Below are 12,244 nucleotides of genomic sequence, written 5' to 3' on the forward strand. Positions count from 1 at the left end.
CTCCTGGTTTATTTGATAATTTCGTAGCAGGGAATGTAGGCGGTGCCTGGCAGTTTCATGCGTTGCTGTGCAACGAATCCCTGAAGCAGCTCATCCATGCGGTGCATGATGTCGGGGTCGCCATGCAGTTTGTAGCGTCCCTTCTCGCGGATTTCGCGGATGCCCATCTCTTTGACGTTACCGGCTACGATGCCTGAGAAGGCGCGGCGCAGGTCAGCAGCCAGCTTTTCGGGTGGCTGATTGGTGTAGAGATTGAGATTCGCCATGTTTTCATGGGTTGGCAGGAAAGGCACCTGCAGATCGGGTTCAATGCGAATCGACCAGTTAAAGCTGTAAGCATCGCCGGTTTCGCGACGATTCTCTTTTACCTGCGGCATCGCTTTCTTCATCAGACGCGCCACTTCGGCTGCATCGTTGATGATGATCTGATAATGCTTACGCGCCTGTTCGCCCAGGGTGTTAACGATGAAATCATCCAGCACGCGGAAGTAGTCGGCGCTCTCTTCCGGCCCGGTCAGGATCAGCGGTAATACCTGATCGCTGTTCTGCGGATTCATCAGGATGCCCAGCAGATAGAGCAACTCTTCTGCGGTCCCTACGCCGCCCGGGAAAATGATGATGCCATGGGCGATGCGCACAAAAGCTTCCAGACGTTTTTCGATGTCCGGCATGATGATCAACTCATTCACCAGCGGATTCGGCGGTTCTGCCGCAATGATGGAGGGTTCGGTCAGGCCGATAAAGCGGCTGTCACGATAGCGCTGCTGAGCATGGCCTACGGCGGCCCCTTTCATTGGCGCTTCCATCACACCCGGCCCGCAGCCGGTACAGATGTTCAGTTCACGCAGTCCAAGCTGAGTTCCGACATTGCGGCAATACTGGTACTCAACGGCGTTGATCGAGTGACCGCCCCAGCAGACCACAGTGTTGGGATACTCGCCGATGTGCAGCGCCCGCGCGTTACGCAGAATGGAAAACACGGTGTTGGTAATAGTGGCGGAGTCATTTTCTTCAGCCGCAGTTAACCGACCCGGCATGTTGAGCTGGCCGCTGACAAACAGGATGTCACGCAGCACCGCAAACAGGTTAGCCTGCAGTGAACGGATGATGCGTCCATCCACAAACGCCTCTTCCGGTGGATTGATTAGCTCCAGTTTGACGCCGCGCTCACGGCGCAACACATTGATGTCGAAATTTTCAAAGCGGGAGAGCAGCTCCTGGCTGCTGTCAGTCTGGCTGCCGGAGTTAAGCACGGCAAGAGAGCAGTTGCGAAACAGCTGGTAGAGGTCGCTGCTGGCTGTGCGCTTGAGCATATCGACTTCCAGCTGTGAAAGCAGATCCATTGAGCCAAGAGGGCTGATATGGGTAATCAAATGAACTCCTTTACACCCGCCTGGGTGCGTGTTGGCACTGCAACGGCAGTGACGAAAATCCCTGGTCGGCCACCCGCAGGTAGCCGCCATCACCAGAGTAGCCTTGTCGGCCCGCACAGCTCAAGCGGAACTGCGCTTAGTGCATGCAGCCTGCGAGAAGTCTCGCAAACTACTGACGGACCAGCCGCGAAAAACCGGGCGAGAAGGGCACATTAGTGCGCCATGGATTGATATCCAGTCCGCCACGACGGGTGTAGCGTGCATACACCGTCAGCGCTTCCGGATGGCAGAAACGCATCACATCATTAAAAATACGTTCGACACACTGCTCGTGAAATTCGTTGTGCTGGCGGAATGAGACCAGATAGCGCAGCAGTGCTTCACGGTCGATACGCGGGCCTTTATAACGAATCATCACGGAGCCCCAGTCGGGCTGATTGGTAATCAGACAGTTTGACTTGAGCAGGTGGCTGACCAGCGTCTCTTCAACGATTTCGCTGCCCGCAGCATCGGCCAGATAGTCAGCATTGAAGCGATAATCCTCTATGGCGATATCCTGCTCATCAATACAAACCCCCTCAAAATGGCCGATGGGCTGACCTTCCACTTCATTGAGACGGAACAGCGCGACCCGCGCTTCACCTTCAGCACAGGCACTCAGGTCACGCTCCAGCGTCTGACGAACCTCGCCCCAGTCGGCAAAGCGGGTCTGGTTGAAACTGTTAAGGTAGAGCTTGAAGCTTTTTGACTCGATAAGGTTGCGGCTCTGCGCATCGAGCACCACTTCGCCAACGGCAACCTGTGGCAGACCTTTGCTGTTGAGCCACGAGAGTTCATACAGGGTCCAGATATCACTGCCGGTAAAGGGCAGGCTGTCGGGAAACAGGCCAAGGGGTTCACGATTCAGGCTGCGCGGCACCGCCTGCAATAAGCTGTTGTCATAATGATCGTGATAGGCTGTGGGTTTGCCCAGCGTCAGGTTGCTGAGTGCCTGATCCTGTTCGTGAGTAGTCATTGCGGTTACCACCAAAATTAATCAAAGTGGCTAAGTGTAACCCATCAGAAGTGAGAATATGAATGATGCAGCAAACTGCCGCCGCGTTGCGCGACTTTACCACCCGGTACTGCCAGCACTGGCTTCAGCAGGCCGGGCATGCGCCGGCCAGCAGCGATCTCTTTGGCGTACCTTCGCCCTGTGCCCTGGAGGATCGCGATCAGCGGGTCGTCTGGCAGCCGCAGCCTTTTACTCTGCCACAGACGCTGGATGCGGTTGAGCGGGCGATCGACATCCAGCTCCAGCCGCAGATCACGGCTTTCTATACCACGCAGTTTGCCGGCGATATGCAGGCCAGTTTTGGTGAGAATCAGCTGACACTCTTACAGGTCTGGAGTGAGGATGATTTCCTGCGTTTACAGGAGAATCTGATCGGGCATCTGGTGATGCAGCGCCGCCTTAAACAGTCGCCTACGCTGTTTATCGCCACCACCGAGTCAGAACAGGAGATCATCTCGCTTTCTAATCTCAGCGGCGAAGTGATTCTGGAGCAGCCCGGCGGTAAACAGCGTGTAAAATTAGCGGAAACGCTTGAGATATTTCTTAAGTCATTACAACCGGTTATCATCTGAGTTGCAGTGATTTGCCCCTGGTCTTGTGAGACATCTCTTACACGTGCTGTGAGAGATCGCTATATAACAGGTGAGACTTCCGGAAGGCTGAGATGTAAAAATATTGTGAATCATCAACTTAATGGCGTTTATCTGAATTTACGCCGCACATTTCGTAAAGTTCTGCTGTGAGTACCTTGTGCGCGTAACGAGTTCTGTCAAAATGTTTCGCACTGCAGGAGGCTTAGGAAAAAGATATCGTCAGGATGATGATAAGCCATGAGGCAGGAACGTAACGGAGCTTACGGCACACGGAAGGTTTCAGGATGAAACAGGATCGCTCAGGATTGAGCAAGGGACACCTCCAGGATGGAGAATGAGAACCCCCTCAGAAGAGGTGGTGGGCCAGGATGCTAAGGATACATCAGGACGATGCGCGACAGGAGTTCGCACTGGACAAGTTGTCATGGAAGAGCAGGGAGCATTAACGTGGCGGGATGGCTGCAAACGAACCGGGAGCACTGTTTATACAGTGCTCCCTTTTTTTGTGCCTGTGCCAACAAGTGATATGCTTGCGGCCCATTTTTGACTGCTCGCGGAGGTGGCGCATGGCGCATGAACAATTGATTACGCAACGGCTGGAACAACTGGAAGCGGTGATGCGTGAGCATCATCTCTGGCAGAGTACCCCGCCGGCCGAGGGGGCGCTCGAGAGCCGCGAACCCTTTTGCCTGGATACGCTGGAGCCGCTGCAGTGGCTCCAGTGGGTGTTAGTCCCCCGGATGCATGCCCTGATTGCGGCCCGACATCCGTTACCACAAAATTTTGCCGTGGCCCCCTATTATGAGGTGGCTCTGGTGCCTGACCAGCCGGGTATTGCGCCGCTGTTGCTGACCCTGCGTCAACTTGATGCGTTAATCACGGATGCTGCCCACTGATGCTGGAGATACTCTATCAGGATGAGTGGCTGGTTGCCGTCAACAAGCCCAGCGGCTGGCTGGTTCATCGCAGCTGGCTGGATCGCCATGAAACGGTGTTTGTGATGCAGACCGTTCGTGATCAGATTGGGCAGCATGTGTTTACGGCGCATCGTCTCGACAAGCCCACGTCAGGGGTACTGCTGATGGGGCTCTCCAGTGAAGTCGGACGTCTGCTTTCCCTGCAGTTTGAACAGCACCAGATGCAGAAAACCTACCACGCTGTGGTTCGCGGCTGGCTGGAGAGCAGCGGGACGCTCGATTATCCGCTGGTGGAAGAGCTGGATAAAATTGCCGATAAACACGCCACGGAAGCGCGCACCGCACAGCCCGCGGTCACCGATTATCAGTCACTGGCAACGGTCGAGATGCCGGTCGGCATTGGCCGTTATCCCACTTCGCGTTATAGCCTGGTTGAACTGGCTCCTAAAACCGGTCGCAAGCATCAGCTGCGTCGTCATATGTCACACCTGCGTCATCCGATTATTGGCGATTCGGCGCACGGCGATCTGCGTCAGAACCGGGGTGCTGCCGAACATTTTGGCGCTAACCGCCTGATGCTGCACGCCAGCAGCCTGGCATTAACTCATCCGGTAACCGGTGAACCGTTGCTGCTTCGCGCCGGACTGGATGGCGTCTGGCAGAACCTGATGAACCAGTTTGGCTGGCAGGATCGCATTCCTGAGGTGCCGCGGGTTGAGTTTGACGCAGCGCCAGGACAGGATAACGTTTCAGAATAAGGGAGAAAGCAGATGGCAAAGATTGGCATTTTTGTAGGTACGGTATATGGCAATGCGCTACTGGTCGCGGAAGAAGCAGAGCCCATTCTGCAGCAGCAGGGGCACAGCGTAACGGTGTTTGACGATCCGACGCTGGCTGACTGGCAAAACTATGCCAGCGACGTGGCGTTAATTGTCACTTCTACTACCGGGCATGGCGATTTTCCCGACACGATTTCAGGTCTGTTCCATGCGATTAAAGATCAGCTCGGTCATCAGCCCGCGCTGCGCTATGGCGTGATTGCGCTGGGTGACAGCAGCTATGACCATTTCTGTGGCGCGGGTAAAACCTTTGACGCGCTGCTGCAGGAGCAGGGCGCTCAGCGGGTTGGTGAGGTGTTACTGGTTGATGCCACTGAAAATCCGGAACCGGAGGCGGTAACCTCGCCGTGGGTTGAAGCCTGGGGCGCGCAGCTCTGATTGCAAGGCCAGGCTTATCTCTGCCTTACAGAGATAAGCCTGGGTTGCGCGCACGGCGATATCCGTTGAATGCACTGTCAGGTGACAGGCGCCGGGTTAAACACCGCCAGCTGATTACGAATGCCCCAGCGATCGGACCAGGTCTGCTTCCTGCCACTGGCGATATCCAGAATCAATTCAAACAGTCGCCAGCCCACCTGCTCAATACTCTCTTCACCGGTAGCAATCGTCCCGGCATTGATGTCCATCAGATCGTGCCAGCGCTCTGCCAGCGCATTACGCGTCGCCATCTTGATCACCGGAATCGCGGCCAGACCGTAAGGCGTACCGCGACCAGTAGTAAACACCTGCAGGGTGATACCGGATGCCAGCTGCTGCGTACCGCAGACAAAATCGCTGGCGGGCGTCGCTGCGTAGATCAATCCGCGTCGCGTGGGCCGCTGGCCGGGCGAGAGCACTTCAACAATGGCGCTGCGTCCCGATTTTGCGATCGAGCCAAGCGCTTTTTCCACCACGTTCGCCAGCCCGCCTTTTTTATTGCCCGGCGACGGGTTAGCGCTGCGATCGGTCTGGCCCTGGTCGAGGTAATTATCATACCAGGCCATCTCCTCCAGTAAGCGCTTACCGACTTCCTGATTAATCACCCGCGGCGTCAGCAGGTGAATCGCATCACGCACTTCCGTGACTTCCGAGAACATCACGGTGGCACCGCAACGCACCAGCAGATCAGAGGCGAAGCCCACTGCCGGATTTGCCGTCACGCCCGAAAATGCATCGCTGCCACCACACTGCATGCCGACAATCAGTTCTGCTGCGGAGCAGGTTTCGCGCTGGCGCTGATTCAGCCGCTGGAGATGACGCTCCGCCACCTGCAGAATCTCATTGACCATCGCGCCAAAGCCCACCAGCTTTTCATCCTGCAGACGCACGATGTCATGGTCGTCCAGCGAAATCGCCTGCACGTCGGGGGTGCCAGTCAGCAGACGCTCTGGCTGTAACTTTTCACAGCCGAGGCTGACGATCATCACTTCGCCGCCGAAATTCGCATTCAGCGCCAGGTTATGAATGGTGCGAATCGGCACGACCGCCGCCGGTGCGTTGATCGCCACACCACAGCCATAAAGGTGGTTCAGGGCAACCACACCATCCACGTTCGGATAGCGCGGCAGTAAATCCCGTTCAATGATCTGTACGACATGATCCACCACACCGGCCACGCAGTGGACGCTGGTGGTGATGCCGAGCAGGTTACGCGTGCCTACGCTGCCATCCGCATTGCGGTAACCTTCAAAGGTATAGCCCTCCAGCGGCGGCAAATCAGGCGGAACCTGAGTGGCTAACGGCAGACTCTCCAGCGGAGGGGCTTCCGGCAGCGCAACCAGTGATTCATCAATCCAGCTGCCCTGGGCAATATCCCGCAATGCATAGCCAATGACTTCGCCATAACGCACGATCTCTGCACCCTGATTAATCGCGCTCAGCGCCACTTTGTGGCCCTGCGGCACATGCTCTGTGAGAGTCAGGCCATCCGCAAACTGCGTACCGGCTGGCAGGCCGAGGCTGTTAACCACAATCGCCACATTGTCGTGCTCATGGACTTTGATATAGAGCGGTTGTTCATCTGTTTTTGGGTTCATCGCTCACCTTCCTGTCTGTCGTACCGTACTTGTGCGGCACGCTTTAATAATCTGACCTGTCACGCCCTTGTTTGCCTGCTTCAGTATAGGGAGGCGGGGCGGGTCGCGCATTGTGCAAATGACCACCATTAAGGCAATTCACCTCGCTGTTTTGGGTCGATTATCCAAAAGCAAGTGAAGACCCTCACAAACAGCGGGGGAAAGCGTTATCCGGGGCGGATTTTGCACGGGTATTTGCCACTTTCGTGAGCTATACCGCAGGCTTTTGTGCATTCGCCAGACAATCACTTGAATAAGGCGATTATTCCAGGGCGATGCGCCAATGTGATCGCCTCAGGCTGTTCTTATACTGAGTTCCGTTAGCCAAAGTCAGGTTATCTGTCACGACGTATTATTCATCCGAAAGAGGTTGCCTGGAGTTATTAACCGCCGCGGCTGCCAGACACCGGATGGATAAATAAAGTTTGCCAAAACAAAAAGATCGCCGTGTTTAACCCAACTTCTCTCTGATACCCAACGCGATGTGTATGCAGTCAGAGCGAATGTAGCTCACGCTATATTTCAGGAGTGCATCATGAATAGTTTCAGCCAGACCGCGGAAACGGTGCAGAAACGCACCAATGCCCGTTACTGGATTGTGGTGATGTTATTTATCGTCACCTCATTCAACTACGGTGACCGCGCAACGATTTCGATTGCCGGTTCGGCGATGTCAAAAGATATTGGCCTCGATTCGGTCGGACTCGGCTATATCTTCTCAGCCTTCTCATGGGCGTATGTTATTGGTCAGATTCCGGGCGGCTGGCTGCTTGACCGCTTCGGCTCAAAACGCGTCTATTTCTGGAGCATCTTTACCTGGTCGCTCTTTACCTTTTTGCAAGGGTTCGTCGATCTGTTCAGCGGCTTCGGCATCATCATGTCGCTGTTTATTCTGCGCTTCCTGGTGGGACTGGCCGAAGCGCCCTCTTTCCCTGGCAACAGCCGCATCGTCGCGGCCTGGTTTCCGGCGCAGGAGCGCGGCACGGCCGTGGCGATCTTCAACTCGGCCCAATACTTCGCCACCGTTATCTTCGCGCCCATCATGGGCTGGCTGGTCTCTTCCGTGGGCTGGGCGCACGTGTTCTGGTTCATGGGCGGCCTGGGCATCATCCTCAGTTTCATCTGGCTGAAAGTGATCCACGATCCCACCGATCACCCAGGCGTGAATAAAGCCGAACTGGAGTACATGGAGCAGGGCGGTGCGCTGATCAACATGGATGTCAAAAAGGATAGCCGCAAAGTGAGCTGGAGCGAGAAGTGGTTCCAGATCAAACAGCTGCTGACGTCACGCATGATGCTGGGTATCTACCTCGGTCAGTACTGCGTTAACGCCTTAACCTACTTTTTTATCACCTGGTTCCCGGTCTATCTGGTACAGGCGCGCGGCATGTCGATTCTCAAAGCGGGCTTTATTGCCTCGATTCCGGCGGTGTGCGGCTTCCTCGGCGGCGTACTGGGTGGGGTGATCTCCGACTGGCTGATGCGTAAAACCGGCTCCCTGAATATCGCGCGTAAAACGCCGATCGTGCTCGGCATGCTGCTCTCTATTTCGATGGTGATGTGTAACTACACCGATACCGAATGGGTGGTGGTGTTCTTCATGGCACTGGCGTTCTTTGGTAAAGGCATCGGTGCGCTGGGCTGGGCGGTGATGGCAGATACCGCACCGAAAGAGATCAGTGGCCTGAGCGGCGGTCTGTTCAACATGTTCGGTAACTTCTCTGGCATCGTGACGCCTATCGCCATCGGTTACATCATCGCCACCAGCGGCTCCTTTGAAGGCGCGCTGATCTATGTCGGTATTCATGCCTTTGTCGCCGCATTCAGCTTCCTGGTGATCGCGGGCGATATCAAACGTGTCGAACTGAAAACCTGGCCCGGTAAGGATGCATTATGAATACGCAAAGTTCGCCGGTGATTACTGAGATGCAGGTCATCCCGGTCGCCGGTTATGACAGCATGCTGCTCAATATTGGTGGTGCGCACAACGCCTGTTTTACCCGCAATATTGTGGTTCTCACCGACAGCGCCGGTCACACCGGCGTCGGTGAAGCCCCCGGCGGCGACACCATCTATCAGACGCTGGTAGAGGCGATTCCGCAGGTGAAAGGCCAGCAGATTGCGCGAATGAACCGTCTGGTGCAGCAGGTGCACAAAGGCAATCAGTCGGCTGACTTCACCACCTTCGGCAGCGGTGCCTGGACTTTTGAGTTGCGGGTCAACGCAGTAGCCGCGCTGGAAGCGGCGCTGCTCGATCTGCTGGGACAGTGTCTGGGCGTACCGGTGGCTGAACTGCTGGGGCCAGGTAAACAGCGTGATGAAGTGACGGTGCTGGGCTATCTGTTCTATCTCGGCGACCGCCGCAAGACCGATCTGCCCTATCTGAGTGGTGAGCAGGCCAGCCACGACTGGTATCACCTGCGTCATCAGGAAGCGCTGACCAGCGATGCCGTTGTGCGGCTGGCTGAGGCGGCTGCGGATAAATATGGCTTCAAAGATTTTAAGCTCAAAGGCGGCGTGTTGCCGGGCGAGCAGGAGATTGCCACCGCGGCGGCGCTGAAGCAGCGCTTTCCCGACGCCCGCATTACGGTCGACCCGAACGGCGCCTGGCTGCTGGACGAGGCGATAGCGCTGTGTAAAGGGATGCAGGATGTGCTGAGCTACGCTGAAGATCCGTGCGGCGCGGAGCAGGGCTATTCGGGACGTGAAGTGATGGCCGAGTTCCGGCGCGCAACCGGCTTACCGGTGGCCACCAATATGATCGCCACCAACTGGCGCGAGATGAATCACGCGGTGATGCTCAATGCAGTCGATATTCCGCTGGCGGATCCTCACTTCTGGACGCTGAGCGGCGCCGTGCGGGTCGCGCAGCTCTGCGATGAGTGGGGCCTCACCTGGGGCTGCCACTCCAATAACCACTTCGATATTTCGCTGGCGATGTTCACCCATGTGGGTGCGGCAGCGCCAGGCAATCCTACCGCGATTGATACCCACTGGATCTGGCAGGAGGGCGATCAGCGCCTGACGAAAAATCCGCTGCAAATCCGCAACGGGAAACTTGCCGTGCCGGATGCGCCGGGTCTGGGCATTGAGCTCGACTGGGAGCAGGTAAACAAAGCCAATCAGCTTTATCAGTCACTGCCCGCCGGCGCGCGTAACGACGCCACGGCGATGCAATATCTGGTCCCCGGCTGGACATTTGATCGCAAACGCCCGGCATTTGGCCGTGCAACAGCATAAGGAGCAGGAGATGAGTTCAACACCGAAAGTCACCGCCATGCAGGTTATTCCGGTCGCAGGCTACGACAGCATGCTGCTGAACCTCAGCGGCGCTCACTCGCCATTCTTTACCCGCAACATTGTGATTATCAAAGATAACGCCGGACACACCGGCGTCGGCGAAATCCCGGGCGGCGAAAAAATCCGCCAGACGCTGGAAGATGCAGCGTCGCTGGTGATTGGCAAAACCGTGGGCGAATACAAAAACATTCTCAGCCTGGTGCGCAGCACCTTCGCCGACCGCGATGCCAGCGGGCGCGGCACCCAGACCTTCGATCTGCGCACCACTATTCATGTGGTGACCGGCATTGAAGCGGCGCTGCTCGATCTGCTGGGTCAGCATCTGGAGGTTAATGTGGCCTCGCTGCTGGGCGACGGACAGCAGCGCGACCGCGTTGAGATGCTCGGCTATCTCTTCTACATCGGCGACCGCCGCAAAACGTCCCTCTCTTACCAGAGCCAGGAGAGCGATCCCTGCGACTGGTATCGCCTGCGCCACGAAGAAGCGCTAACCCCGGAGACGGTGGTGCGGCTGGCGGAAGCGGCGTATGAGAAATATGGCTTCAACGATTTCAAACTCAAAGGCGGCGTACTGCGCGGCGGCGAAGAGGCCGAAGCGGTTACTGCGCTGGCTAAGCGTTTTCCTGAAGCCCGTATCACCCTTGATCCCAACGGGGCCTGGTCGCTCAACGAGGCGATCATGCTCGGCAAACAGCTCAAAGATGTGCTCGCCTACGCAGAAGATCCCTGTGGCGCAGAGCAGGGGTACTCCGGCCGTGAAGTGATGGCGGAGTTCCGTCGCGCCACCGGCATGCCAACCGCCACCAATATGATCGCCACCGACTGGCGTCAGATGGGCCATACCCTGTCGCTGCAGTCGGTGGACATTCCGCTGGCGGATCCGCACTTCTGGACCATGCAGGGTTCGGTGCGGGTAGCACAGATGTGTCACGACTTCGGCCTGACATGGGGCTCGCACTCCAATAACCACTTCGACATTTCGCTGGCGATGTTCACCCACGTCGCCGCTGCCGCGCCGGGCGCGATCACCGCCATTGATACCCACTGGATCTGGCAGGAGGGCAATCAGCGCCTGACCAAAGAGCCATTCCAGATCAAAGGCGGCATGGTGCAGGTACCGCAGAAGCCCGGTCTCGGCGTCGAGCTGGATATGGATCAGGTGATGCAGGCCAACGCGCTCTATCAGAAGCAGGGGCTGGGCGCGCGTGACGATGCCGAAGCGATGCAATTTTTAGTGCCGGGATGGACCTACGACAACAAACGTCCCTGCCTAGTACGTTAACCTTTTCGGCTCCCCACGGGGAGCCATCGTCACAGGAGTTTAACCATGAGTAATGCAGCCTGGCCAAATGGATTTCGTCGTCGTTTGTTAGCGGGTGAAACCCTGATCGGCAGCTGGTGTGCGCTTGCCAGCCCGATCTCTACCGAGATTTTAGGGCTGGCCGGTTTTGACTGGCTGGTCCTGGATGGCGAACACGCGCCCAACGATATCACCACGTTTGTGCCGCAGCTGATGGCGCTTAAAGGCAGCCACAGTGCGCCCGTGGTGCGTCCGCCCTGCAACGAGCCGGTGATTATTAAGCGTCTGCTGGATATCGGGTTTAACAACTTCCTGGTGCCATTTGTCGAGACCGAAGAGGAAGCAGTGCGTGCCGTCGCCTCAACCCGCTATCCGCCAGCCGGCATTCGCGGTGTCTCGGTTTCGCACCGCAGCAACATGTACGGCACCCTGCCGGATTACAACAGCACCATCAATGACAACATCACGGTGCTGGTGCAGATCGAAACCCAGCAGGCGGTCGACAACATTGACGCCATCGCGGCGGTGGACGGTGTCGACGGTATTTTTGTCGGGCCGGGCGATCTCTCTGCTGCGCTGGGCTATCTCGGTCAGCCTGCGCATCCTGAAGTGCTGAAAGTGATTAAACACATTTTTGAACGCGCCAAAGCCGCCGGTAAGCCGAGCGGCATTCTGGCACCGGTGGAAGCGGACGCGCGTCGTTATCTGGAGTGGGGTGCCACTTTTGTCGCCGTCGGCAGCGATGTCGGTATGTTCCGCAACGCCTCTCAGGCGTTATGCGACAAATTTAAGCGCTAATCAATCAAGGGGAAAC

General features: G+C 56.8%; 11 protein-coding genes. 8 read left to right on the forward strand and 3 right to left on the reverse strand.

Annotated elements, in window-relative coordinates; all coding sequences use genetic code 11:
* Positions 1-8: 8 nt before the first annotated feature.
* Together ppnN and queF are read right to left on the reverse strand one after the other, a co-directional pair.
* Positions 9-1,373 (reverse strand): nucleotide 5'-monophosphate nucleosidase PpnN, encoded by a 1,365-nt coding sequence (gene ppnN / locus ACX8ZY_RS04695; protein WP_010248605.1) that lies wholly within the window; start codon positions 1,371-1,373, stop codon positions 9-11.
* Positions 1,374-1,542: 169 nt separating this feature from the next.
* On the reverse strand, positions 1,543-2,388 hold the full coding sequence (gene queF, locus ACX8ZY_RS04700; RefSeq protein WP_022623809.1) for an NADPH-dependent 7-cyano-7-deazaguanine reductase QueF: 846 nt from the start codon (positions 2,386-2,388) through the stop codon (positions 1,543-1,545).
* 62 nt (positions 2,389-2,450) lie between these two features.
* Between queF and syd the strand changes: the two genes are divergently transcribed.
* The 4 genes from syd (at position 2,451) to ACX8ZY_RS04720 (ending at position 5,154) form a co-directional block, all read left to right on the forward strand.
* Complete coding sequence (gene syd, locus ACX8ZY_RS04705; RefSeq protein WP_010672142.1) at positions 2,451-2,999, forward strand: SecY-interacting protein; 549 nt, start codon at positions 2,451-2,453, stop codon at positions 2,997-2,999.
* Positions 3,000-3,586: 587 nt separating this feature from the next.
* The gene (locus ACX8ZY_RS04710) at positions 3,587-3,916 is read left to right on the forward strand and encodes a YqcC family protein (RefSeq protein WP_010248600.1); all 330 of its coding nucleotides are present in this window, start codon (positions 3,587-3,589) and stop codon (positions 3,914-3,916) included.
* A complete protein-coding gene (gene truC / locus ACX8ZY_RS04715; RefSeq protein ID WP_033772508.1) occupies positions 3,916-4,695 on the forward strand; it encodes a tRNA pseudouridine(65) synthase TruC in 780 nt (259 codons plus the stop codon). The genes ACX8ZY_RS04710 and truC overlap by 1 nt, the downstream gene beginning before the upstream one ends.
* A gap of 12 nt (positions 4,696-4,707) precedes the next feature.
* A complete protein-coding gene (locus ACX8ZY_RS04720; RefSeq protein ID WP_010248594.1) occupies positions 4,708-5,154 on the forward strand; it encodes a flavodoxin in 447 nt (148 codons plus the stop codon).
* Positions 5,155-5,231: 77 nt separating this feature from the next.
* Here the strand turns inward: ACX8ZY_RS04720 and garD are convergent, their stop codons facing one another.
* Positions 5,232-6,791: a galactarate dehydratase gene (garD, locus tag ACX8ZY_RS04725; RefSeq protein ID WP_010672140.1), complete on the reverse strand. Its 1,560-nt coding sequence runs from the start codon at positions 6,789-6,791 to the stop codon at positions 5,232-5,234.
* Positions 6,792-7,365: 574 nt separating this feature from the next.
* On the opposite strand from garD, the gene ACX8ZY_RS04730 reads away from it, so the two are divergent.
* Genes ACX8ZY_RS04730 through garL form a run of 4 tightly spaced genes read left to right on the forward strand, consistent with a single transcriptional unit; the run spans position 7,366 to position 12,228 of the window.
* Positions 7,366-8,727 carry an MFS transporter gene (locus tag ACX8ZY_RS04730; RefSeq protein ID WP_010248591.1) on the forward strand — a complete coding sequence of 454 codons (1,362 nt, stop codon included), beginning with the start codon at positions 7,366-7,368 and terminating at the stop codon, positions 8,725-8,727.
* Entirely contained in the window at positions 8,724-10,070 is a 1,347-nt protein-coding gene (locus ACX8ZY_RS04735) for an enolase C-terminal domain-like protein (RefSeq protein ID WP_421665247.1), read from the forward strand. The genes ACX8ZY_RS04730 and ACX8ZY_RS04735 overlap by 4 nt, the downstream gene beginning before the upstream one ends.
* 10 nt (positions 10,071-10,080) lie before the next feature.
* Positions 10,081-11,412, forward strand: coding sequence for a glucarate dehydratase (gene gudD, locus ACX8ZY_RS04740; protein WP_010248587.1), 1,332 nt, complete (start codon positions 10,081-10,083; stop codon positions 11,410-11,412).
* Positions 11,413-11,457: 45 nt separating this feature from the next.
* The gene (garL, locus tag ACX8ZY_RS04745; RefSeq protein ID WP_010248585.1) at positions 11,458-12,228 is read left to right on the forward strand and encodes a 2-dehydro-3-deoxyglucarate aldolase; all 771 of its coding nucleotides are present in this window, start codon (positions 11,458-11,460) and stop codon (positions 12,226-12,228) included.
* Positions 12,229-12,244 lie beyond the last annotated feature (16 nt).

The organism is Pantoea sp. XAF26B01_ASV70 (genome assembly GCF_054512635.1).

Coding starts and splice junctions, on each gene's coding strand:
- ACX8ZY_RS04730 (WP_010248591.1), top strand. CDS start 7,366: ATGAATAGTTTCAGCCAGACCGCGGAAACGGTGCAGAAACGCACCAAT.
- truC (WP_033772508.1), top strand. CDS start 3,916: ATGCTGGAGATACTCTATCAGGATGAGTGGCTGGTTGCCGTCAACAAG.
- queF (WP_022623809.1), bottom strand. CDS start 2,388: ATGACTACTCACGAACAGGATCAGGCACTCAGCAACCTGACGCTGGGC.
- garD (WP_010672140.1), bottom strand. CDS start 6,791: ATGAACCCAAAAACAGATGAACAACCGCTCTATATCAAAGTCCATGAG.
- garL (WP_010248585.1), top strand. CDS start 11,458: ATGAGTAATGCAGCCTGGCCAAATGGATTTCGTCGTCGTTTGTTAGCG.
- gudD (WP_010248587.1), top strand. CDS start 10,081: ATGAGTTCAACACCGAAAGTCACCGCCATGCAGGTTATTCCGGTCGCA.
- syd (WP_010672142.1), top strand. CDS start 2,451: ATGATGCAGCAAACTGCCGCCGCGTTGCGCGACTTTACCACCCGGTAC.
- ACX8ZY_RS04735 (WP_421665247.1), top strand. CDS start 8,724: ATGAATACGCAAAGTTCGCCGGTGATTACTGAGATGCAGGTCATCCCG.
- ACX8ZY_RS04710 (WP_010248600.1), top strand. CDS start 3,587: ATGGCGCATGAACAATTGATTACGCAACGGCTGGAACAACTGGAAGCG.
- ACX8ZY_RS04720 (WP_010248594.1), top strand. CDS start 4,708: ATGGCAAAGATTGGCATTTTTGTAGGTACGGTATATGGCAATGCGCTA.